Source organism: Amycolatopsis sp. NPDC043885 (genome assembly GCF_056435685.1).
Genome location: NZ_JBWKEA010000007.1, coordinates 96,053 through 117,221 on the forward strand (window position 1 = coordinate 96,053; position 21,169 = coordinate 117,221).

At 67.4% G+C, this 21,169-nt stretch carries 22 protein-coding genes and 1 tRNA gene; 9 read left to right on the forward strand and 14 right to left on the reverse strand.

The genetic code is table 11. The features are described from left to right. Positions 1-19: 19 nt before the first annotated feature. The 3 genes from AC069I_RS21800 to AC069I_RS21810 all read right to left on the reverse strand — a co-directional run bounded on the left by AC069I_RS21800 (position 20) and on the right by AC069I_RS21810 (position 3,326). Positions 20-514: a helix-turn-helix domain-containing protein gene (locus tag AC069I_RS21800; RefSeq protein ID WP_478227383.1), complete on the reverse strand. Its 495-nt coding sequence runs from the start codon at positions 512-514 to the stop codon at positions 20-22. Positions 515-671: 157 nt separating this feature from the next. Beyond that, entirely contained in the window at positions 672-2,693 is a 2,022-nt protein-coding gene (locus AC069I_RS21805; RefSeq protein WP_478266286.1) for an APC family permease, read from the reverse strand. Between the two features lie 12 nt (positions 2,694-2,705). Beyond that, positions 2,706-3,326, reverse strand: coding sequence for an NAD(P)-binding protein (locus AC069I_RS21810; RefSeq protein WP_478227381.1), 621 nt, complete (start codon positions 3,324-3,326; stop codon positions 2,706-2,708). Between the two features lie 264 nt (positions 3,327-3,590). Between AC069I_RS21810 and AC069I_RS21815 the strand changes: the two genes are divergently transcribed. Genes AC069I_RS21815 through AC069I_RS21830 form a run of 4 tightly spaced genes read left to right on the forward strand, consistent with a single transcriptional unit; the run spans position 3,591 to position 7,543 of the window. Continuing rightward, entirely contained in the window at positions 3,591-4,613 is a 1,023-nt protein-coding gene (locus AC069I_RS21815; protein ID WP_478227380.1) for an ion channel, read from the forward strand. 37 nt (positions 4,614-4,650) lie between these two features. Beyond that, positions 4,651-6,012 carry a TrkH family potassium uptake protein gene (locus AC069I_RS21820; RefSeq protein ID WP_478227379.1) on the forward strand — a complete coding sequence of 454 codons (1,362 nt, stop codon included), beginning with the start codon at positions 4,651-4,653 and terminating at the stop codon, positions 6,010-6,012. After that, a complete protein-coding gene (locus tag AC069I_RS21825) occupies positions 6,002-6,664 on the forward strand; it encodes a potassium channel family protein (protein WP_478227378.1) in 663 nt (220 codons plus the stop codon). Before AC069I_RS21820 ends, AC069I_RS21825 begins: the two co-directional genes overlap by 11 nt. 21 nt (positions 6,665-6,685) lie before the next feature. Continuing rightward, positions 6,686-7,543, forward strand: a complete 858-nt coding sequence (locus AC069I_RS21830; RefSeq protein ID WP_478227377.1) for an SAM-dependent methyltransferase — start codon at positions 6,686-6,688, stop codon at positions 7,541-7,543. Positions 7,544-7,624: 81 nt separating this feature from the next. On the opposite strand, the gene AC069I_RS21835 is transcribed toward AC069I_RS21830, so the two are convergent. Next, a complete protein-coding gene (locus AC069I_RS21835) occupies positions 7,625-9,007 on the reverse strand; it encodes a cation:proton antiporter (protein ID WP_478266287.1) in 1,383 nt (460 codons plus the stop codon). A gap of 231 nt (positions 9,008-9,238) precedes the next feature. Here AC069I_RS21835 and AC069I_RS21840 point away from each other — a divergent pair, with 231 nt between their 5' ends. Next, entirely contained in the window at positions 9,239-9,799 is a 561-nt protein-coding gene (locus AC069I_RS21840) for a hypothetical protein (RefSeq protein WP_478266288.1), read from the forward strand. Positions 9,800-10,081: 282 nt separating this feature from the next. Here the strand turns inward: AC069I_RS21840 and AC069I_RS21845 are convergent, their stop codons facing one another. From AC069I_RS21845 to AC069I_RS21870, 6 genes are all read right to left on the reverse strand, one after another. Then, the gene (locus AC069I_RS21845) at positions 10,082-10,777 is read right to left on the reverse strand and encodes a winged helix-turn-helix transcriptional regulator (RefSeq protein ID WP_478227373.1); all 696 of its coding nucleotides are present in this window, start codon (positions 10,775-10,777) and stop codon (positions 10,082-10,084) included. After that, positions 10,777-10,992 carry a hypothetical protein gene (locus AC069I_RS21850; protein WP_478227372.1) on the reverse strand — a complete coding sequence of 72 codons (216 nt, stop codon included), beginning with the start codon at positions 10,990-10,992 and terminating at the stop codon, positions 10,777-10,779. Before AC069I_RS21850 ends, AC069I_RS21845 begins: the two co-directional genes overlap by 1 nt. A gap of 305 nt (positions 10,993-11,297) precedes the next feature. Continuing rightward, entirely contained in the window at positions 11,298-11,444 is a 147-nt protein-coding gene (locus AC069I_RS21855; protein ID WP_478227371.1) for a hypothetical protein, read from the reverse strand. Between the two features lie 65 nt (positions 11,445-11,509). Continuing rightward, positions 11,510-13,129, reverse strand: a complete 1,620-nt coding sequence (locus AC069I_RS21860) for a TROVE domain-containing protein (RefSeq protein ID WP_478235249.1) — start codon at positions 13,127-13,129, stop codon at positions 11,510-11,512. Between the two features lie 259 nt (positions 13,130-13,388). Further along, positions 13,389-13,451, reverse strand: a tRNA-OTHER gene (locus AC069I_RS21865). Positions 13,452-13,510: 59 nt separating this feature from the next. Beyond that, complete coding sequence (locus AC069I_RS21870; RefSeq protein ID WP_478266289.1) at positions 13,511-13,780, reverse strand: DUF3892 domain-containing protein; 270 nt, start codon at positions 13,778-13,780, stop codon at positions 13,511-13,513. A gap of 199 nt (positions 13,781-13,979) precedes the next feature. On the opposite strand from AC069I_RS21870, the gene AC069I_RS21875 reads away from it, so the two are divergent. Next, the gene (locus tag AC069I_RS21875; protein ID WP_478266290.1) at positions 13,980-14,510 is read left to right on the forward strand and encodes a hypothetical protein; all 531 of its coding nucleotides are present in this window, start codon (positions 13,980-13,982) and stop codon (positions 14,508-14,510) included. An 8-nt stretch (positions 14,511-14,518) separates the two neighbouring features. On the opposite strand, the gene AC069I_RS21880 is transcribed toward AC069I_RS21875, so the two are convergent. Continuing rightward, positions 14,519-14,911, reverse strand: coding sequence for a MerR family transcriptional regulator (locus AC069I_RS21880; RefSeq protein WP_340684016.1), 393 nt, complete (start codon positions 14,909-14,911; stop codon positions 14,519-14,521). A gap of 58 nt (positions 14,912-14,969) precedes the next feature. Here AC069I_RS21880 and AC069I_RS21885 point away from each other — a divergent pair, with 58 nt between their 5' ends. Then, positions 14,970-16,343, forward strand: coding sequence for an MFS transporter (locus AC069I_RS21885; RefSeq protein ID WP_478227367.1), 1,374 nt, complete (start codon positions 14,970-14,972; stop codon positions 16,341-16,343). A gap of 23 nt (positions 16,344-16,366) precedes the next feature. On the opposite strand, the gene shbA is transcribed toward AC069I_RS21885, so the two are convergent. After that, positions 16,367-17,542 carry an RNA polymerase sigma factor ShbA gene (gene shbA / locus AC069I_RS21890; RefSeq protein ID WP_478266371.1) on the reverse strand — a complete coding sequence of 392 codons (1,176 nt, stop codon included), beginning with the start codon at positions 17,540-17,542 and terminating at the stop codon, positions 16,367-16,369. Between the two features lie 189 nt (positions 17,543-17,731). On the opposite strand from shbA, the gene AC069I_RS21895 reads away from it, so the two are divergent. Continuing rightward, positions 17,732-17,983: a WhiB family transcriptional regulator gene (locus tag AC069I_RS21895; protein ID WP_478227366.1), complete on the forward strand. Its 252-nt coding sequence runs from the start codon at positions 17,732-17,734 to the stop codon at positions 17,981-17,983. A gap of 98 nt (positions 17,984-18,081) precedes the next feature. Here the strand turns inward: AC069I_RS21895 and AC069I_RS21900 are convergent, their stop codons facing one another. Together AC069I_RS21900 and AC069I_RS21905 are read right to left on the reverse strand one after the other, a co-directional pair. Further along, positions 18,082-19,596: an MDR family MFS transporter gene (locus AC069I_RS21900; RefSeq protein WP_478227479.1), complete on the reverse strand. Its 1,515-nt coding sequence runs from the start codon at positions 19,594-19,596 to the stop codon at positions 18,082-18,084. Positions 19,597-19,683: 87 nt separating this feature from the next. Beyond that, positions 19,684-20,310, reverse strand: a complete 627-nt coding sequence (locus tag AC069I_RS21905) for a TetR/AcrR family transcriptional regulator (RefSeq protein WP_478266291.1) — start codon at positions 20,308-20,310, stop codon at positions 19,684-19,686. Positions 20,311-20,410: 100 nt separating this feature from the next. On the opposite strand from AC069I_RS21905, the gene AC069I_RS21910 reads away from it, so the two are divergent. After that, positions 20,411-21,154 carry an SDR family NAD(P)-dependent oxidoreductase gene (locus tag AC069I_RS21910; RefSeq protein WP_478266372.1) on the forward strand — a complete coding sequence of 248 codons (744 nt, stop codon included), beginning with the start codon at positions 20,411-20,413 and terminating at the stop codon, positions 21,152-21,154. Positions 21,155-21,169: the final 15 nt, after the last annotated feature.

Genomic DNA, 21,169 nt, shown 5'->3' on the forward strand with positions numbered 1-21,169 from the left:
CCCCTCGCCGCGTGGGTGGTCAGGTGGTCCGGTGGCCTGCCCGATACGTCACCGCGGCGACGAGCACCAGCCACGCGATGCCGAACACGATCGCGTGCCCGGCATGGCCGAGCGCCATGTTTCCGAGGCAGGCGAGGAGAAGCACGATGGAGATCGGTGCCCACATGGTCTTCGTCCTTTTCCTGGTGGTCGGAGTACCGAGATAGTGCTCGTAGAGCGTGGTCCAGACCTCGACCCGATTCAGCTGCCGAGTGAATTCGCGGCCGGTAGGGGTGAGCTCATAGCGGGTCGAGGGCGGGGGGAGGCTGTCCCAGCTGCCACAGTGATCGCGGCGGCGGACCACCCCGGCCGCGGCGAGGACGCGCAGTGCCGAGTGGATCGTCCGGCGAGTCGCCCTCAGCCGCCGGTGCAGGTCCGCGAGCGGGCGGGGCGCCTCGGCGAGGACGTCGAGGATCTCGACCGCGCAGGGTTGGCTGACCAGCCAGGCCAGCTCTGCTGTGGGGTGGTCGGGCACCGGCCGTGGGCCCCCTTTCCCGCCGTTGGGATAGTCGGCATTAGACGATAGGCGTGCTGGCGCGACGGGCACGGTCGATGTGCTGCCGCACCGCCGTATTTTGATGCTTTCTCTACGGCGTTGGACCGGTCAGACGAATCCCGGTGTGCCAATAGGCTCACGGTTTGTGCCGGTCTCCGCCGTTGGTGTCCTTCGTGTAGAGGCCGCGGCGGATCGAGCCGGGAGCGAGTTCGGACCTATGCCGGACCTTGGTGGAGGAGTCGAGTTGCCAGGGCACGCTGGTGACCATGACGCCGGGCTGGAACAGGAGTCGTCCTTTGAGCCGTAGTGCGCTCTGGTTGTGCAGCAGATTCTCCCACCAGTGCCCGACGACGTATTCGGGGATGAACACGGTGACCACGTCGCGCGGATTGGTGGTGCGTATGCGTTTGACGTAGTCGAGGATCGGTTTGGTGATTTCCCGGTAGGGGGATTCGATGACCTTGAGCGGGATGGAGAAGGGTTGTTTGGCCCACCGGTCGAGGAGTTCGTTGGTTTCTTGGTTGTCGACGTTGACGGTTATCGCCTTGAGTACGTCGGGCCGGACCGCTTTGGCGTAGGCCAGTGCCCGGCGGGTGGGGCGGTGCAGTTTCGAGACCAGGACGATCGCGTGGTTGCGTGAAGGCAGGACGATCGGCTCGTCCTCGTCGCTGTCGTGGAGTTCGTCGCCGACGCGCTGGTAGTGGCGGCGGATCGCGGTCATCAGCAGGTAGATGGCGGCCATGGCGGCGAGGGAGATCCACGCGCCCTGGGTGAACTTGGTGACGAGGATGACGACGAGGACCAGGGCGGTCATGGAGAAGCCGAAGGCGTTGATCGACTGGGAGCGGCGCATCCGGCGGCGCGCGGCGGGGTCGGTTTCGGTGCGCAGCCGCCGGTTCCAGTGCCGGATCATCCCGCTCTGGCTGATCACGAACGACATGAACACGCCGACGATGTAGAGCTGGATGAGCCGGGTGACCTCGGCGTCGAAGGCGACGACGAGCAGGATGGCGGCTGCAGCGAGGAAGACGATGCCGTTGGAGAACACCAGCCGGTCGCCGCGGGTGTAGAGCTGACGGGGCAGGAAGCGGTCCTGAGCGAGGATCGCGCCGAGCACCGGGAAACCGTTGAACGCGGTATTGGCCGCCAGCACCAGGATCAGTCCGGTGAAGAAGATGACATACCAGCTCGCCGGCGGGAAACCGGCGAACACCGCGTTGCCGAGCTGGGCGATCAGCGTCTTCTGTTCGTAGCCCTCCGGAGCGCCGATCAGCTGGTGCGCGGGGTCTTCGGCGACCTGGGCGCCGGTGAGCCGGGCAAGCATGATCAGCCCGAGGAACATCGTGATCGCGGGCACGCCCATCATCAGCAGCGTGGTCGCGGCGTTGCGGCCCTTCGGTTTACGGAAGGCTGGGACGCCGTTGCTGATCGCTTCGACCCCGGTCAAGGCCGCGCTGCCGGAGGAGAACGCGCGCAGGATCAGGAAAGCGAAGCCGAGACCGGCGAGATGCCCGCCTTCTTCGACCAGAGTGAAATCGGCGCTCTCCGCCCGGATCTCGTCACCCACCACGAAAACCCGCACCAGCGCCCAGACGATCATGGCGAGGACGCCGAACACGAAAGCGTAGGTCGGGATGGCGAACGCGGTGCCCGATTCTCTGACACCGCGCAGGTTCATGGCCGTCAGCACCAGGATCGCGCCGACGGCGAACTCGACCTTGTGTTCCCCGACGAAGGGCACGGCCGAGCCGATGTTGGCCGCCGCGGAGGCGATCGACACCGCCACGGTCAGCACGTAGTCGACGAGCAGGGCGCTGCCGACCACGAGACCCCATCGGGGGCCATGGTTGACCGTGGCGACTTCGTAGTCGCCACCGCCGGAGGTGTAGACGCGGACGTTCTGCCGATAGGAGGCGACGACCGAGATCATCACCACGGCGACCAGAAGAGCGATCCAGGGACTGAACACGAACGCCGACGCCCCCGCGACCGAAAGCATCAACAGGATCTCTTCGGGTGCGTAAGCCACGCTCGACATCGGGTCCGAGGCGAACACCGGCAACGCGATCCGCTTGGGCAACAGCGTGTGGGACAGGCGATCGCTACGGAAAGACCTGCCGACGAGGAGACGCTTGGCGATGGAGGCGAACTTGGGCATGGACGGCGCGGCCTAGCTTTCTGTGAGGGTGTGGGTCCGCAGGAGCACGATCTGATCTCCAGGCGCCACGCGTAGTCCGGCTGCGTGGGCGCCCCAGTGACGGCGGCCGTCGCGGATCAGTCCGACCGCGGTGGGGTCGCTGTCCCGAAGCTCGCGCCCCACCTCGGATGCCCGGGCCGGTCGTTGAGCGATCGCCCACGGTGTACGCGCCGGACGGCGACGTTCGAGCAAAGCTCCAGCCAAGGCGCCGCCGGCGGCCTCGGCGGTGACCACCGCGTGGTCGGCGCCAACGCGGCGGGCAATGGGCACGTGTGCGTCTGCGCGCACAGCGGTCACGATCATCGCGCACGGGCACAGCTCGCGTGCCAGCATCGTCGACATCACCGCGGTTTGATCCGGTACCAAGGCGATGACGATCCGATCGACCTCTACGGAGGCCGCCCGCGCGAGCGCGAGGCGATCGGTCCCGTCGCCTTGGAACGCACTGGCGCCCAGTTCGGTGGCCGACCGGACGGCGTCCGCGTCGGCATCGAGCACGACGAGGTCAGCGACGTCAGCGCCACAGGCGAGCAAGTGACAAGCAGCGCTGGAGCCGGTGACACCAAACCCGACCACCAGTGTCTGACCGTGCATTCGGGACCTCCGCGAGGCCCCTAGTGAGACACGCCTGAATTGTCCGCATGCGTCGATGGTTCCTGACGTGGTTTTGATAGCCCCAGGTCGAGCGCGCGATGGTCGTCAAAATATCGCAAAAATAGCTCTGGTGCGGTTGCAGAGTCCGACGGATTCTGCGGGTGGCCCCGAGGTGAGCGGTTTCGTGTTGTTACGTCCGGATCGTCCGGACAAGAGCTACGGTGGCCCACGACATGGGCGGGTTCGTGCTGGTGGGAGAGTTGCGTGCCGATCATCCTCATGCGGCTTCTGCGGAAGTTCGTACGCTTGCGGACCGGGTTGCCGCCGCTGGTCGTGATCGTGTTCGTCTTCGTGACGAGCTGGCCGCTGATGCTGCTTGCCGAGCCATCGGACAACCCGATCACGGAACCGGAGAACTACTGGTGGTGGTTCGTCGTCACCGCCGCGACGGTGGGATACGGCGACTTCTATCCGGAGTCGTCGTGGGGGCACGTGATCGGTGTGTATGTCATCGTGGGCGGGATCGTCACACTGACGACCGTGTTCGCTCAGCTGGCGGAGATCATCGAGAAGACGAAAGGGCGCCGGATGCAGGGGGCGGTCACGCTGGACATCGAAGACCACGTCGTCGTGCTCGGGTACTCGCCAGGACGGACCCAGCGCATCGTCGATGAACTGGTCGCGGGTGGGGACCGTCCGATCGTGCTCGCCGCGTGGGACGAGGTCGACACCCACCCGATGGCGGACCGCGGTATCGGCTTCGTCCGTGGTGATCTCGCCGAGGACGACGTCCTGCGGCGTGCCTGTGTGCACCGGGCGAACAGCGTACTGATCGACGCGCGGGACGACAACGAGGCCTTGGCCGTCGCGGTCACCGTCGATCATGTCGCGGCAGGCGCGCATATCGTGGTCGCCCTTCGCGACCTCGCCAAGGAGGCGCATTTCCGTTACGTGAACGACGGAATCCGGTGCGTCCAATGGCACAGCCCGCATATGGTGACCGAAGAGATCCAGGCACCGGGTATCACCGAGGTCTACGCCGAGCTGATGACCCACGGCGGCGGCAACACCTACACGCTACGGCTGACCGAGCCCTCGACCTTCGGCGATTGCCAGGCGGCGTTCGGCTGGAGACACAGTGCGACCGTGCTCGCCGTCCGGACCGCCGACCAGCTGCTGATCAGCCCACCGTGGCAGACCGCTCTCCCCGCTGGGACGGTGCTCTACTACGTCGGGCACCAACCGATCATGCCTGGCCAGCTCACCGCCGCGATGGCGGCTTCGTGACTATCCGGAAACCGATCGAGCTTCGCGGTGGGCCGTGGTGAACTCGTTCCTCGGTGCTTCGCCGTGGTGGCGGCGGCTGATGCCCAGCTGGCGGCACCCGGCTCGGGCGGTCGTGTTCGGCTTCGGGATGGCGACCCTGGCAGGCACGCTCCTGCTCAGCCTGCCGGTCGCGACCGAGTCCGGTGAGTCCGCGAGCGTGGTGAGCGCGTTGTTCACCGCCGTGTCGGCGATCTGCGTGACCGGCCTCGTCGTGGTGGACACCCCCACCTACTGGTCGACGTTCGGCGAGCTCGTCGTACTCGGCCTCATCCAGGTCGGCGGGTTCGGCATCATGACCCTGGCCTCGCTGCTGACGTTGCTGGTGTCGAGACGGATCGGGCTGCGGATGCAGCTCACCGCCCAGGCCGAGACGAAAACACTCGGGCTCGGTGACGTCCGCACGGTCATCCGCGGTGTCATCGTCGTCAGCCTCGGCATCGAGGCGATCATCGCCACCGCGCTGACCATCCGGTTCGCCGCCGGATACGGCGAACCGTTCGGGCGCGCGGTGTATCTCGGGGTCTTCCACGCGGTGTCGGCGTTCAACAACGCGGGTTTCGCGTTGTACACCGACAGCTTGATCGGGTTCGCGACCGACCCCTGGATCTGTGTGCCGATCATGGTCGCGGTGATCGCCGGCGGGCTCGGCTTTCCGGTGCTGTTCGAGGTGATCCGGCGACGTCACCGGCGGCGCTGGTCACTGCACACGAAGATCACCGTGCCCGTCTACTTCGGACTGTTGCTGATCGGGACCGTGGCGGTACTGCTGTTCGAATGGGGGAACACCCTCGGCAAGCTCGACGTCCACCACAAACTCCTGGTCGGCTTCTTCCACGGTGTCATGCCGCGCACAGCCGGGTTCAACAGCCTCGACGTCGGCCAGCTGCAGCCGTCCACCCTGTTCGTCAGCGACATCCTCATGTTCATCGGAGGAGGCAGCGCGGGCACCGCGGGCGGCATCAAGGTCACCACGTTCGCGTTGCTCGGATACGTGATCTACGCGGAGATCCGCGGCGAACCGACCGTGCACGTCATGGGCCGCAGGCTCACCGACCAGGTCCAGCGCCAGGCCCTGACCATCGCCCTGCTCGGTGTGGGTGCCGTCGTGGCGGGCACCCTGGTGCTGCTGTCGGTCACCTCGTTCGCCTTGGACGATGTCCTGTTCGAGGTGACGTCCGCGTTCGGCACGGTCGGCCTGTCGACCGGTATCACCGCGCAGCTTCCCGTCTCCGGCCAGATCGTGCTGATGGTGCTGATGTTCCTCGGCAGACTCGGCCCGATCACGCTGGCGTCCGCACTGGCACTGCGCGAACGCGCGCGGCGCTACGAATACCCCGAGGAGCGACCCATTGTCGGATAAGCAGGTTTCCCGTGTCGTCGTGATCGGTCTCGGCCGGTTCGGCAGCTCGCTCGCGTCGGAGCTCGTCGCTCGCGGGTCGGAGGTGCTCGGGATCGACTCGGACCCGAAGATCGTCCAGCGGCACGCCGACGACCTCACCCACGCCGTCGTCGCCGACACCACCGACCCGGACGTGATGCGGCAGCTCGGCGTGCATCAGTTCTTCCGTGCTGTCGTCGGTATCGGCACCGATCTGGAAGCCAGCATTCTCACCACCGCGCTGCTGGTCGACTTCGAGATCCCGAACATCTGGGCCAAGGCGATCAGCCGTCAGCACGGCCGAATTCTCGAACGGATCGGCGCGCACCACGTCGTGCTCCCCGAACACGAGATGGGTGAACGCGTGGCTCATCTCGTGACCGGGCGGATGCTGGACTACATCGAATTCGAAGACGACTACGCGATGGTCAAGACCCGTGCGCCGGAAGAGGCGGTCGGGCGGCAGCTGGGTGACAGCCGGCTGCGGGCCAAGTACGGCGTCACCGTGGTCGGGGTCAAACGACCTGGTGAGGGCTTCACCTACGCCACCGCGGACACCGTGGTGAACCGGGGCGACGTGCTGATCGTCGCCGGACGGACCACCGAGGTCGAACGAGTAGCGGATTTGACCTGATCAGGAGACGGGGGAATGGCGATGACGGGCACAGTGGCCGGGACCGCGGTCGGGCCGATGGTGATCGCGGCGGTGGAACAGCACCATCCCGCCCCGCGGCGCCTGGTTCAGGACGAGATGGCGATCCAGGTTCTTCCCGCGGCGGTGCGATTCCTGGCCGGGTTGGCCAGGTGGCGGGTGATCCGGGATCTGCTGGTCGCGGCGTCGGAGAAGAAGGCGCCCGGGATCTGGGGTGGCATCGCCTGCCGCAAGCGCTATCTGGACGATAAGTTCGCCGAGGACCTGCGCGCGGATGTCGACGCCGTGGTCGTACTGGGTGCCGGTCTGGACACGCGCGCGTGTCGTCTGGCCGTGCCCGCGGGGGTCCGGGTGTTCGAAGTGGACCTCCCTGGCAACGTCGAGGCCAAGCGTGAACGGATCCGGGTGCTGGACGCGGTGACACTGGTCCCGATCGACTTCGAGAACGACGACCTGGAGACCGTCCTCAGTGGACACGGATACCGGCCGGACGGTGTCACGCTGTTCGTCTGGGAAGGAGTGACCCAGTATCTGACTGAGGCCGGTGTCCGCAAGACGCTCGATGTCCTGGCCAAGGCCGGTTCCGGAAGTCGGCTGCTGTTCACCTACGTGCGTAAGGACTTTCTCGACGGAACCGCGATGTACGGCGCCGATGCCCTGCACCGGCAGTTCGTCGGGAAAGACCGGATCTGGCGGTTCGGGTTGAACCCGGACGACGTCGACCGGCTTCTCGCCGAGTACGGCTGGCGTGAACTCGAGCAAGTGGGCTCCGGCGAACTCACCGCCCGGTACGTCCGGCCGTCCGGGCGGGCCACGCCGGTCTCAGACCTGGAACGAACCGTGCACGCCGAAAAACATTGACGAGTCACCTGTCCTGGTCAGTGCCAGAACGGGCACGCTTCCAAGTCAAGGCCGGCCAGAGCAGGCTGAAGCCAGTGATAGTCACGCCCAGCGAATCGGTCCAGTGACCGGTGAACGCGCTGTCGATCCAGACCAGGACCCAGCCGAGCACGGCGGGCAGCCGCAGGTACCAGTAACGCCTGGGGATGACGCCGAGCAGGACCATGAACAGCAACGCGAACACGAGGGCGGGTGATGCCTCCCATCAGGAATTCTCTTTCTGCGGAAGCTTTTCCGGTTGTCCGGTTGTCCGGTGGGCAGGTTGTCCGGTGGTTCGATGCGCAGTGCTTTGGCGACGGGGACGTCGGTGGAGGAGTGCAGCACGATCGACAGTGCGATGGTGATCGCGACAAGGTCGAAGACATGCTCTCCCGCCGGGATCCCGGCTTGTAGTGCGAGGAGTCCGTAGACGACGGAGGCGAAGCCCTTGGGGCCGAACCAGGCCGCGGCCGAGCGTTCCCGGGCGGGCAACGTAGTGCGGATCAGCGAGAGCATCATCGCGGCGGGCCGGATCAACACGATCGCGATAACCGCGACCGCCCAGTCGCCGACGCTGAGGTGGGACAACCGTTCCGGCGTGATGAGCGCGCCGAACACCAGGAGAGCGGCGAATTTCGTCGTCTCGGACAGCAGATCGCCGAAATGCTCGAAGTGCTCAGCCGATACCCGGTCCATTGTGGCCAGTGTGGCGCCGGCCGCGAACGCGGCGAGGTAAGGATTGGCGTGGGTGAGGTGGCAGGTCGCGTACAGGATCACCGCGACCGCCAACGGCCCCAAGGCCTGTAGTCGTGGTTCCGCGGTGAGGACTTTCAGCCGCCAGGCGAGCGCGATGGCCGCGGGAATGGCGACGCCGAGCGCGAGACCGGCGACGAGTTCGATGGCGATGCCGCCGAAGTCGGTGTCCCGGTTCGCGGCGGTCGCGAGAAAGATCAGCACGAAGGGGAGCGCGAGGCCGTCGTTAAGGCCGGATTCGACGTTGAGCAGCCTGCGCAGCCGCAGCGGCACATCCGTCCGTCCGACGATCGCGGAGGCGAACACCGGGTCGGTCGGCGACAGGATCGCGCCGATCAGGAACGACGTCGTCCAGTCCAGACCGGTGAGGAAATGCGTCGGCACCGCGATGCCCACCATGGTCAAGGGCATCGCCAAGCCCAGCGCGCGGCCGGAGAGCCGCCAGCCTTCCTTCAGGGAGGGCAGGCCGGCGCGCTGGCCGTCGGTGAACAGCACGGTGAACAACGCCAGATCGGCCAGGCCGGTCACGAAGGCGCCATTGGAGGGGATCTCGACGAGGCCGAATCCGCCTTGCCCGATCAGTGCGCCCGCCACCAGGAACAGCAGTGCGGTCGACAGCACGGTGCGTGCCGCGAGTCCGGAGAGCGACACGCTGATCAACAGCACCAGACCGAACGCCAAGGCAAGTGTCACGGAAACCCCGTCCACGTCGAACGACCCACCCCTCGTGGATGGGTCGTGCCGACCAGACTTCCCGGCGCTCCGCGCGTAAAGATGCCGTATGGGCGCTGCGGACGCAAACCGCGTGCAGGCGTGACCCTCGGTTCTCCGCATTGATCGTAAGATTTTCGTCAGGTCGGCTCTGGCATCTCCGTGACAGGCTCGGTGTGCGCCGCACACCGGGTCCATGAATGAGGAGACGCGATGCCCCAAACCGTCAGGCTGCGGAGCAGGGCGCTCACTGAGCTGCTTTACGGGACCACCGGACGTCCGGCGATGACCCTGAGTGGACCGCAGACCACCGGGTGTGCTGCCGACGACGGGGTGGCGCGCGCGAAGCGGCTGCGGTGTGACGCGGCGCGCCTGCGTAAGGTCGCGGGGAAGTACCTCGAGCGAGCTGCCGAACTGGTGGCAGACGGCGAACAGATATTGGCTCAACAGCAACGGGATCTCGCCGAGATCTCGGCCTGCCACTACATGGCCTACGACGAGCTCGCGATCGCGGCGGAGTACCGAGGCAGGGCAGGACGGTTCGCGCGCGGGTCGATCGCGCACGAGGTCGAGGTGCAGCGTGCTTACGCGGCCATCAGGCGCGCCGAGGGACAGCGGGAGCGCGGAGAAGCCGTCCGGCGCCGAGGTGACGCGTTCGCGGAGATACGTCATCGAAAGCTCGCTGAAGAGTCCGAGGAGAAGGCGAGAGTCGCAGAGCTTCGAGCGTCCGAGTTACTGGAGGCCCAGGCCGGAGTGACAAGGGGAGTGCCATGAGTTCGAGTCACGGCCGACGTCCTGTTTTCGGCAGGCTGGATCCCTTCTGCCTGCTCGCCGCCGTTCCCGCCGTGCTGGTCGGAGTCCTGATGGCCACTCAGGGGTTGTGGCTGCTCGGGCTCGCCTGCGCGGTCTTCGCCGGGTGCATCCTGCTGTTCGATTCCTGGGCAAACCGCCCGGCCTCGGTATCGACGCGTCCAAGGGTCTCAGCGCGGTCTCGGAGTCATCAGCGAACGTCGTGGGCATCGACGGCCGCTCCGCGGCGGCAAGTACCGAACAGGCCTATGAGGACAGCGTCGGCGCGCCCACCTCGCTAGGATTCCCGCTGCTGGAGAAGCGGCTCGTGCCGAGCCAAGCGATGGCCTCGCGCACCGATCCACGAGGTCCGGTGATCACGATGGCCTTCTCCCGCAGCGCTCCCAGCCAGTCTGTGTGACCGAGCCAGACCCGGGCCAGCGCACCCAGAGTGCAGTCGATCCGCATCGCTTGCGGCAGCCTCGGATCATGGACCGTCGGCGCGGCGACGGACTGCGAGAGAACAAGCCACCACCAACGCGGTCCTGGCGACTCGGCGAACCGGAAATGGATCGTCACCGCGTTCGGGGGCAAACCGGACCGGTCGATCCCACGCGCGATGTCACGCAGGAGCAAGGCCGGATTGAGGTCACCGTGCCGAGGTGGCGGCAACCAGCGCGCACCCCAGTTGCCGAGGGGCTCGACGACCGCCGACAGTTCGCGGCCGGCCTCGGTCAGCACTGCGCTACTTGGCCGCCCCGACGGATGAAGGGTGACGATACCCGCTGCTTCGAGGTTCCGGAGTCGTTTGGTCAGCAACCCAGTTGACATGCCCGGCACGCCTCTCGCGATATCCACGAAAGTAGTGCTGTCGTGCAGAAGTTCACGGAGGATCAGCAGCGTCCATGGTTCGCCGACCACCTCGGCCGCCAGCGCGATCGGGCAGTGCTGCTCGTAACGCATCACAGAACCTGGACAAGACGGGTGATCCGGTGCCGTGCCATCCGGTGCAGCATTTCGCCGAGCGCTTCGGGGACGATCTGTTCCCGAAGGTCGCGGTGGGTGGCGCGGACGATGGCGCCGACCGCGACCGGAGACAACTTCGTCGAGAACTCGCTGGCCAACCAGACGGACACGTCTTCGACGACGTCGTTCGCGCTCGGGCTCTCTACACTCATCGCTCTCCTCGCGTGCTCTCGGCCTCGGTTCATTCTTCCGGCTAGGCACGGTGGGGAACCTGACGACTACCTGACAATTGCGGGCACGCTCTCACGAAGGTCGGCGTGATCCTCCTGGTGCGGGCGGGGTAGCGGAAGTACCTTTTCCCAGGCGCGCCGGGAAGCCTGGTCGGCAGTGGACGCTCAGGCGTATTCACGGCTCAGATCACGCTCACCCGGCTCGGCCACCGGACTGGCCGCGGCGCTGATCATTGTCTCCTCGAGCGAAGTGGCTGGGACCTGACTCGTGTTGATCAAGCTTGTCGTTACGCGCGGGGGAGGCGTTCGCAGGCTGTCCAGGTGGCGATGAACGCGTCCAGCCAGCCGAACAAGGCCGCCACCCCGGACCGGACCGCGACCGAGCAGGTGACGAGCGACAGCAGCCACGCCCGGTAGGCCGCGAGCCGCCACATCAGGCAAGGCGGCCACCGAGAGCGACCGTCCGATGAGGACGGTCCGCCCCGGCGGCCGCGGTGGGTCAGAACGGCCAGTCGGCGCTCCGCCCCGCTTCGAGGAGCGGAATCATCCGGAAGGCCTGGTCGGTCAGGCCGCCGAAGGTGTGCCGGTTCCCGTAGCCGGACGTCGAGTGGCCGTGCTGGTAGCCCGCGAGGTTCCACGTGTACAGCGTCGTGTCCTTCGGCACCGCCTGGTCGACGTTGCCCGCCGAGTGCTGCTCGTCGGTCAGGATCACGAGCCGGTCGTGCTCCGGCCGCAGGTGGCGCTGGATCGCACCGACGGTGTCGGTGCCGGCGCCGATGAAGTAGCCGTCGTTCTTCCACCGGTCGAGCGCGCGCAGCAGCGACTCGCCGCCGCGCACGTCGAAGGCCTTCGAACCGGTGCCGCCGTAGTAGCCGTTCGAGAACGACACGACATCCGCCGTCTCGCAGCGGGCCCCGAGCGCGATCCCGAAGATCGCGGCCGCGTCCCAGCGCATCAGCGTGCCGTCCTTGCTGAAACCGGCGTTCATCGACCCCGAGGTGTCGACGAGGATCAGGGTCCGTCCGGCGAGGCGAGGCACATTCGACAGCGACTCGGAGATCGCCTTTTCCAGCGCGTACGACCAGCGAAGCGACGGCGCCGCCCGATACGCGGAGAGGAACCTCATCGGGAACTGCCGTGACTTCGCCACCTGCTCCGGATCGGCCAGGCGCGCCGCGACCTGCTCGGCGACCTTGTCGGACACTCCTGCCTGGTCGAAGTTCCGGAGGTTCCGCAGGAGCGCCATGTAGCCCATGGACGGGATCATGGCTTCCCAGGCCTGCGCGCCCATGGGCCCCTGGAGCCAGCCGGCCAGGGACTCCCACGTCATGCCCGCCTGCCGGAGAACCGACCGCGCGGTGTCGAGTTCGGGGCCGAGGAACAGATCCCGGCGCTTCTCCTCGTCCCACGCCATGACCTCCGCGCGGAAGCCGAGCACCGCCAATTCGGCGGGGATTTCCCGGCCGGGGTTGAACCGGACGTCGACGATGTGCTTGAACAGGGCGTCCTGCACCGCGTCCTTCGGGTCCGGGTGGGCCAGGCCGAGGACGTCGGCGAACCGGAAGGCGCGCGCGTCGGAATCCCACTTGAGGAACGACTTTTCGTGGAAGAGCCGGACGGCCGCGTCGGCGACGCCACGCTTGACTGGCTTCGGGATCTTCCTGCCGTACAAGGAGGTCCAGTACGCGAGCAGCTCGCCGGGCTCGTCGGCGCGCTGGAGCACGGAGTCGACGACGGCGCGGTTCGCGGTGGTGGCGACGTACGACTGATCGTCCGTCGCGGTGGTGAGCCGAGCCCGGACGTATTCGGCGGCGCCGACGATCGCGGCGGTACGCATGTTCGCTTCCGTGCGGAGCCAGCGCAGGAAACGCGCTGTCCATTCCGGGTCGGCGAGCGACGCCTTCCGGACGAGGTCGGCGTAACGCGTGTCGCGTTCGTCGCCCGTCTCGTAGAAGGTGTTCTCGCCGACCATGTTGGTGACCGCGAGCAGGAACAGTTCGGACTTGGTGTCCCGCCGGTAGCCGTCGCCGCCTTCGTGGGTGACGCCGCCGGGGCTTCGCTCACCGGCGATCGGTGAGCCGGTCGCCGGGCGGGTGCCGGCGGTGTTGAACTTCGACACCTCAACCCTCGTTTCGTTCGAGGGGAGCTTCGACTCCGGATGCGGCCCGAGAAAAAGTCGGTGACGGTGCTTGTCCAATGCTCTGCCGACTGAGCTACCGGCAGCATGGCTGCCGGGCGGGACTCGAACCCGCGACCCTTGGAATACGATGAAGTAGCCGTCTCCTGCGCACCGGGCACATCTGAAGTTGTGGGCTCCCGAGAAATAATCGGTGACGGTGACGTAGTGACCTGGGCCGCTGGTCGACGCCGGCCGGAGCCCGCGGCGGGATTCGAACCCGCGTCTCTCCTGTGGAAGAGGAAGTAACCGTTACCTGCGCACCGGGAGTGCTCGCCCAAGCTAACAGAGCGTTCTTGCCCACGTCACCGGAATTACCGGGTCTCAGAAGCGGGGGAGCTCCTGCAGGTTGTTCTTCCAGATCCCGTCCGCGCGCGTGCGGAGGAACTCCGGGCCGAAGGTCGGCTTGATGATCTCCACGGTCACCCGGTGGATTCCCTCGTCCACATAGGCTTTCCCGTCATCGTCTTCGATCCACGCCACGATCGCCGAAACGAAGCTCTCGCCGTTGCCGGGGTTGATCCAGCGCAGTTTCGTGATGTTTTCGCGGAACTTCCCACCTTCGAGCCGCGCTGCGATGATCTTGATGGCCATGGTGCTACCTCTTCGGCTGGGTGCCCTCGATGCGAACAGGGGTAATGCGGTACTCGTCGCCTGTCCGCGCCTTGTTACGCCGTGCCTCGAACGTTACGAGTTCGAGCGTTCTGAGTCAGATGACGCAGACCGCGCTCGTTCCGCCATGTCAAAGTCCTCGCGCCGGCGGGAACACCGGCCGGCGGAGAGGGGAACGGACATGCGCGCTGCCCACAGGACATTCGCCCGGATCGCGGGAATCGCCTTGGCCGCGACGGCACTGGCCGGTTGCACCCCCGATCCGGCGCCGTCCGCCGCGGTGACCTGGATGAACGGATTCTGCGGCGCGGTCAAGGAGTTCATCGAAGGCAACAACAAGATGACGTCGGCGGGCGGCGAAACCGTCGAGGCCGTCAAGAAGAGCACGAGTGACCAGCTAGGGCACTACGCGGCGATTTTGGCCAAGACGGTCGACGGTCTCCGCGCGCTGCCCGCGGCGCCGGTTCCCGCCGGAGACACGGCGAAGCAGGACTTCCTCGCGAAGTACACCTCGGCCCGCGACAAGACCGTGAAAACGAAGGCGGATCTGGACGCGGCGGGCGAGAACGACACGGCGGCGCAGGACCGTGCCGTCGAGGGGCTCATCGCCGCGCAAAAGGACGCCTACGGCGCGCTCGACCCGGTCGCGGCCATCCTGGAGGCTCCCGAGTTGAAGACGGCCGCGGCGACCGCGGAACGTTGCCGCCCGTGAACAACGCCCTAGCTGAGGCCACGTAACCGGGCGGCCTCGTGCTCGACGGAGGGCGGCGCGGTGGAGATCACCTGGTCGAGGGTGCTGCGGGCAGTGGTCAGTTCGGCGATCGCGGCACTGAGCCTGGCGCGTTCCCGCTGGAGGTCCAGCAACAGTTCGGGGCAGTCGGCGATGAGCTGTCCGCCCGCGGAACCCATACAGGGCAGCAGATCGGCGATCGTGGTGGTGGACAGTCCCGCGGCGAGCAGGTTGCGGATGTGCTCGACGGTGGTGACATCGTCTTCGGCGTACACGCGATAGCCGCTGGGGAGACGCTCCGGCCGCAGCAGCCCTTGTTCCTCGTAGTAACGCAGCAAGCGCTGGCTGACACCGGTCCTGCGTTCCAGCTCGCTGATGCGCACGGCCCCTCCGCGACTCGCCCTTGACTCTCACATCTATGTGAGACTTTAGCGTCACGGCATGTCCGACCGACACCTCGAAATCTCCGCCGGGCCGCGGGAATGGCTCGGCCTCGCCGTGCTCGTCCTGCCGACCGCACTGCTGTCCATGGACGCCACGGTGCTCTACCTGGCGCTTCCCAGTCTCTCCGCCGAGCTGGCCCCGAGCCCGGGCCAGCTGCTGTGGATCTCCGACGCCTACGGCTTCCTGGTCGCCGGTTTCCTCGTCACCATGGGCACGCTGGGGGACCGCGTCGGCAGACGACGGCTCCTGCTGATCGGCGCGGCGGCCTTCCTGGTCGTTTCGGTATTGGCGGCCTACGCGCCGTCGGCCGAACTGCTCATCGTCGCCCGCGGGCTGCTCGGCATCGCCGGCGCCACGCTCATGCCGTCCACCCTCGCGCTGATCGGGAACATGTTCCGTGATCCGCGTCAGCGCGGTGTCGCGATCGGGCTGTGGTCCGCCGGCCTGTCCGGCGGAGTGGCGCTCGGTCCGGTGGCGGGTGGGCTGCTGCTCGAGTGGTTCTGGTGGGGTTCGGTGTTCCTGCTGGCCGTCCCGGTGATGCTCCTGCTGCTGCTCGCCGGCCCGTTCCTGCTGCCGGAGCACCGCGATCCCGAACCCGGCGAACTGGACGTGGCGAGCGTGGCCCTGTCCCTGGTGACCGTGCTGCCGATCGTCTACGGCATCAAGCATCTCGCGGAAGGAGGATCGGTTGTGCCTGGCGGGATCGCCCTGCTGCTCGGCGGTGGCACCGGAATCGTGTTCCTGCGGCGGCAGCGGCGGCTGAGCGTGCCTTTGATCGACCTCCGGCTGTTCGCGGCGCGGCCGTTCCGGAACGCGCTGCTCATCCTCCTCGCCGCGCTCGCCTGCGTCGCCGGGATCTATCTGTTCGCCGCGCTTTATCTTCAGCAGGAAGCCGATTTGTCTCCGATCGTGGCCGGGATGTGGCTGGTGCCTTCCGCGGTCGCGATGGTCCTCACGTCGGTCGCGGCTCCGGCGCTGGCTCGCCGGATCCCGGTCCACCGCCTGTTCGCGTCGTCCTTGGTGGTGTCGGCGCTCGGCTTCGCCGTGCTGGCCTGGACCCCGGCCGAAGAGGGGATCGCGCCACTCGTCGCCGGTCTCATGCTCATCTACCTCGGTCTGGGGCCGGTGATGGCGCTGAGCACGGAGATCGTGGTCGGCGCGGCACCGCCGGCCCGGGCAGGTGCGGCATCGGCGTTGTCGGAGACCAGCGTCGAGTTCGGGCTGGCGCTCGGGGTCGCGGTACTCGGCAGCATCGGCACCTTCGTCCAGCGTGGGCACGGTTTCACGACCGGGCTCGCCGTGGTCGCGGTGATCGGTGTGGCGGTACTGTGTGGACTCGCCGTACTCGCCGGCAGGCGACCGGCGGCCTGACCAGCGCCGCGCTCAGTTGCCAATCAGGCATCCGTGAGGATCTTCCGCAATCGCGTCAAGGCCCGGTGCTGCGCCACCCGCACGGCCCCCGCGGTTGAGCCGACCACGCCGGCGGTCTCCTCCGCGGACAGGCCGACGACGATCCGCAACACGACGATCTCCCGCTGTTTGTCCGGCAGGATCCGCAGCAGTTCGCCCATCCGGTCGCTCAATTCGTTGTGCAGCGCGTGCTGTTCCGGGCCGGCGGATTCCGAGACCCCGTCGGGGACTTCGGCGACGGGTTCGGTGCGGTTGCGGGCGGCGGAGCGGCGGGCGTCGGCGACCTTGTGGTGGGCGATGCCGTAGACGAACGCGAGGAACGGCCGCCCTCGTTCGCGGTAGGTCGGCAGCGCGCGGAGGATCGCCACGCAGACCTCCTGCGCGACGTCGTCGGCCGAGGCGAAAGTCCGTTCCTGTCTGCCGATCCGTGCCCGGCAGTACCGGATCACGAGCGGGCGGATGGTGGTCAGCAGCTGGTTCAGGGCCCGCTGGTCACCTCGTCCGGCGGCCGCGACGGGTTCGTCGAGGGTGTACCAGCGCGACGGCGTCACCTGTTCGGGTTCCGACTCCGCCGGGGCGCCCGGCGCCACCAGCGCGAGTTCCCTGATCATCGCGCGGTTCTTGATCCGGGACAGGGTGTCGTCGACGTCGAGGCCCAGCCTCAGCGCGTCGATGAAGGCGCTGTTGGCGCCGTCCAGGCGGTCGACGAAGCCGGGGTCGTGCTCCGCCAGACGGTCACGCGCGTGGCGAAGGGTCGCGCTGACCGCCTCGTCCGAGATGCCGAGCACGCCGGCGATCTCTCGCGACGAATAGCCGTCCAGCGCCCATGCCATGCCGAGTTGCTGACGTTTCGGCAGCTCCCCCAGCATCGTCAGGACGGACGACGCCTCGTCGGCGAGGATGGTGAGTTTGTCCTCCCGGCCGGCGTCGTCGAAGGCCCAGTCGGCCCGGGCCGCTGTCTGTTCCTTCGCCCGCCGATGCCCGACCCGGCGGACCCAGGCCTTCGGCTGGATGATGCCCGGCCAGCCCTCGTAGGCGTTGAGCATCGCCTCCGCCGCCGCGTCCCGCGCGGGGGCCAACGCGAAGCCCGCCTTGCACAGAAAGCCGGTGAGCAGCGGAAATTCGGCGTGGAAGAACTCGTCGAACCCTTCGTGGCCCATCACCCGCACTCACCGCTCTCCGCCGCCTGACGCGAATGCCCTCACAGATCAGGTGCAGTGAGCGGGCCGCTGAGTGTAACGATTCGGTCAAGGTGATGTTTGCGTGGTGCGCCCGGCCGGATACCCGGCGTCGAGGGAGAAGTCGTTTGACGAGGAAGGGAAAATCGGGAAAAAGGAGGTGATAGGAAAATGGAAATGAGGATGGCGGGTGACCTGAGTGAGGCCGCTTGCCGCGGTGAGGATCCCGAACTGTTCTTCCCGGTCACCGAAACCGGTCCCGGCGCACGGCAGGCGGCCAGGGCGAAGGCCGTCTGCGCACGGTGCCCGGTCATCTCGGCCTGCCTGGCCTGCGCCGTGGAAAACGGGCTGGCCCATGGAATTTTCGGCGGGCTGACCGGCAGTGAGCGGCGCCAGGTGATTCGCGTCGGCTCTGCCGCCTGAAAGCGTTTGATCGCGTTATCGAATTTCCGTCGTGTTCTTCGTGCGCGCGAAAAAAGAGGGGCCCGGTTCCGTGAACCGGGCCCCTCTGTCAATGATGGTCAGGCGGCAGCGGTCTCCTCGGCCAGCCGCTCGTTGCCCGACTGTGTCTTGAGCGGCTTGTGCTTGAGGAAGGCGACGGCGACGACGACCAGCAGCGCGATCGGCGCGCTGATCAGGAACAGTTCGCTGGTCGCCTCCCCGTAGGCCTCGCGGACGACGTTCGCGACCGGTTCGGGCAGCGTGGCGATGTTCGGCACCGCGCCGCCGTCGCCACCGCCGGGCAGCGGCCCGAGCTTCTCGCTCATCAGCGCGAGGACCCGGTTCGCGAGCACGGCGCCCAGCGCGCTCACCCCGATGGAGCCGCCGAGGCTGCGGAAGAACGACAGCGTGGAGGTCGCCGTGCCGAGGTCGTGCGCGTCGACGTCGTTCTGGGAAACCAGGACCAGGTTCTGCATCAGCATGCCGACGCCCACGCCCAGCAGCACCATGTACGCGCCGAGGACGACGAGGTTCGTCTTCGCGTCGATGGTGCCCAGCAAGCCCAGGCCCGCGGTCATCAGCGCCGCGCCGAGCAGCAGGTGGCTCTTCCACTTGCCGGTCCGGCTGATCAGCTGGCCGGAGACCGTGGAGGACACGAGGATGCCGAAGATCATCGGCAGGCTCAGCAGTCCGGCCACCGTCGGCGACTTGCCGAGCGAGAGCTGGAAGTACTGCGACAGGAACACCGTGCCGCCGAACATCGCGACACCGACGAGGAAGCTCGCCAGGGTGGTCAGGGCCACCGTGTGATTGCGGAAGAGGCCCAGCGGCAGGATCGGCTCCGCCACCTTCGACTCGACGTAGACGGCGAGGGCGAGGATGACCACGCCGGCGGTCACCAGGCCGACCGTCCACCAGGAGCCCCACGCGAACTGGTGCCCGGCCAGCGACGACCAGACCAGCAGCGTCGAGACACCGGCCATGATCAGGAACGCGCCGAGGTAGTCGACCTTCACGTCACGTTTGATCGTGGGCAGGTTCAGGGTGCGCTGCAGCAGCAGGATCGCCGCGATCGCGAACGGGACGCCGAGGAAGAAGCACCAGCGCCAGCCCAGCCACGAGGTGTCCACCATGACGCCGCCGATCAGCGGGCCCGCGATGGTCCCGACGGCGAACACGGCACCGAAGATGCCCGAGTACTTCCCGAGTTCCCGCGGGGAGACGATGGCGGCCATGATCACCTGCGCGAGCGCGGTGAGCCCGCCCGCGCCGATGCCCTGCGCGACCCGGCTGCCGATCAGGAGCTCGATGTTGCCCGCGAACCCGGCGACCAGCGAACCGATCACGAACAGGCCGAGTGAGAGCTGGATCAGCAGTTTCTTGTTGTACAGGTCGGAAAGCTTGCCCCAGAGCGGAACCGTCGCGGTCATCGCGAGCAGCTCGGTGGTGACCACCCAGGTGTAGGAGGCCTGCGAGCCGCCGAGTTCGGAGACGATCCGCGGCAACGCGTTCGCGACCACCGTCGAGGCGAGGATGGCGACGAACATGCCCATCATCAGCCCCGACATCGCTTCGAGGACCTGTTTGCGGTCCATCGAGCCCGCCGGGGCCTCCGGTTCCCGTGGTTCGGTCATGGATACGGACATGGTCGTCCCCCTTCGTGTTCTGTGGTGCCGTGCGCGTCAGCGCGCGCGGCCGCCGGGCTCCGGGAGCCCGGCGAGAAGCGTTTCGACGGCGTCGTCCAGCAGGTCGAGCGCGGACACCCGGCCGTCGTGCTGGTACCAGAGCATGAGCACGGCGTTCACCGCGCCGCCGAGCGTGGACAGCAGCAGCGCCGGGTACAGATCGGCCTTGGGATCGGCGCCGGTACGGCGCGCGATCGCCTCGATCAGCGGCGCGATGGTGTCGTGGTTCATGGCCACCGCGCGCGAATGCAGGGTGGCGTTCTCCTGAATGGCCTTCATGCGGCCGAGCCACTCTTCGCGGTTCTCGTCGACCTGGGCGAAGTCTTCCTTCAACGCGTCGGCAAAGGCGCGTGGAGTGCTGACTTCCTTCGGTGTGGCAAGGAATTTGTCGATGGTGCGCTGGGTCCGCTCGGCGGTGTCGGCGTGCGCGATGACGACAGCGTCCTCTTTGGACGCGAAGTAGTTGAAGAAGGTGCGCGGTGAAACCCCCGCCGCCGCGCTGATGTCCTCGACCGTCACCTGGTCCAGGCCGCGTTCGGCGACGAGCCGGACGGCGGTGGTCGCCAGCGCGCGGTGGGTTTCCAGCCGCTTGCGCTCGCGGAGACCTTTGACGGGTTCGGGCATGAGCACCACGATACGCCCGAAGATGCAGATACTGCAAAATTGCAGTCTGTGAAGCGTGCCACTGGCGGACGGCGGCGGGCCGCCTGGCAGACTGCGGCGGGTGAGCGGAACGGTGCTGGTACTGGGCGGACGCAGCGAGATCGGCCTCGCGGTCGCGGAACGGCTCGCCAAGGGCGGGGCGCGCCGGATCGTGCTGGCCGCGCGTCGGAGCGCGGACCTCAGCGCGGAGTCCCGGCGACTGCTTGCCGCGGGGGCGGAAACCGTCGAAGCCGTCGAGTTCGACGCCGACGACCTAGCCGGACACGGCCCGTTCCTGGAGAAGGTCGTCTCGGAGCACGGGCCGCTCGACGTCGTCGTCACCGCTTTCGGGATCCTCGGCGACCAGGCGCGCGCCGAAGCGGACGCCGCTCACGCCGTCGCGATCGTGCACACGGACTATGTGGCTCATGTGAGTGTGCTGACGCATGTGGCCAAGGTGCTTCGTGAGCAAGGAAACGGAAGCCTGGTGGTCTTCTCGTCGGTCGCCGGGGTGCGGGTCCGGCGGGCGAACTACGTCTACGGTTCGGCGAAAGCGGGTCTCGACGGTTTCGCGAGCGGCCTGGCCGACGCCCTGCACGGCACCGGCGTGCACCTCCTTCTCGTCCGGCCGGGGTTCGTGATCGGGCGGATGACCGAGGGAATGTCGCCCGCCCCGTTCTCCAGCACCCCGGACCAGGTCGCCGACGCGACGGTCGCCGCGCTCCGGAAGCGCCGGGGAACCGTGTGGGTGCCGGGACTTCTGAGGCTGGTGTTCTCGGTGATGCGCGTGGTGCCACGCGCGATCTGGCGCCGGATGCCCCGGTAGGGGAGCGCTGCGCGG

Excerpts from the sequence above, each read along its gene's own strand:
- AC069I_RS21895 (WP_478227366.1), top strand. The coding sequence starts at position 17,732 with ATGGAAATGAGGATGGCGGGTGACCTGAGTGAGGCCGCTTGCCGCGGT.
- AC069I_RS21845 (WP_478227373.1), bottom strand. The coding sequence starts at position 10,777 with ATGCGTTACGAGCAGCACTGCCCGATCGCGCTGGCGGCCGAGGTGGTC.
- AC069I_RS21855 (WP_478227371.1), bottom strand. The coding sequence starts at position 11,444 with ATGTGGCGGCTCGCGGCCTACCGGGCGTGGCTGCTGTCGCTCGTCACC.
- AC069I_RS21885 (WP_478227367.1), top strand. The coding sequence starts at position 14,970 with ATGTCCGACCGACACCTCGAAATCTCCGCCGGGCCGCGGGAATGGCTC.
- AC069I_RS21830 (WP_478227377.1), top strand. The coding sequence starts at position 6,686 with ATGACGGGCACAGTGGCCGGGACCGCGGTCGGGCCGATGGTGATCGCG.
- AC069I_RS21840 (WP_478266288.1), top strand. The coding sequence starts at position 9,239 with ATGCCCCAAACCGTCAGGCTGCGGAGCAGGGCGCTCACTGAGCTGCTT.
- AC069I_RS21905 (WP_478266291.1), bottom strand. The coding sequence starts at position 20,310 with ATGCCCGAACCCGTCAAAGGTCTCCGCGAGCGCAAGCGGCTGGAAACC.
- shbA (WP_478266371.1), bottom strand. The coding sequence starts at position 17,542 with ATGGGCCACGAAGGGTTCGACGAGTTCTTCCACGCCGAATTTCCGCTG.
- AC069I_RS21810 (WP_478227381.1), bottom strand. The coding sequence starts at position 3,326 with ATGCACGGTCAGACACTGGTGGTCGGGTTTGGTGTCACCGGCTCCAGC.
- AC069I_RS21875 (WP_478266290.1), top strand. The coding sequence starts at position 13,980 with ATGCGCGCTGCCCACAGGACATTCGCCCGGATCGCGGGAATCGCCTTG.
- AC069I_RS21850 (WP_478227372.1), bottom strand. The coding sequence starts at position 10,992 with ATGAGTGTAGAGAGCCCGAGCGCGAACGACGTCGTCGAAGACGTGTCC.
- AC069I_RS21900 (WP_478227479.1), bottom strand. The coding sequence starts at position 19,596 with ATGGACCGCAAACAGGTCCTCGAAGCGATGTCGGGGCTGATGATGGGC.
- AC069I_RS21870 (WP_478266289.1), bottom strand. The coding sequence starts at position 13,780 with ATGGCCATCAAGATCATCGCAGCGCGGCTCGAAGGTGGGAAGTTCCGC.
- AC069I_RS21805 (WP_478266286.1), bottom strand. The coding sequence starts at position 2,693 with ATGCCCAAGTTCGCCTCCATCGCCAAGCGTCTCCTCGTCGGCAGGTCT.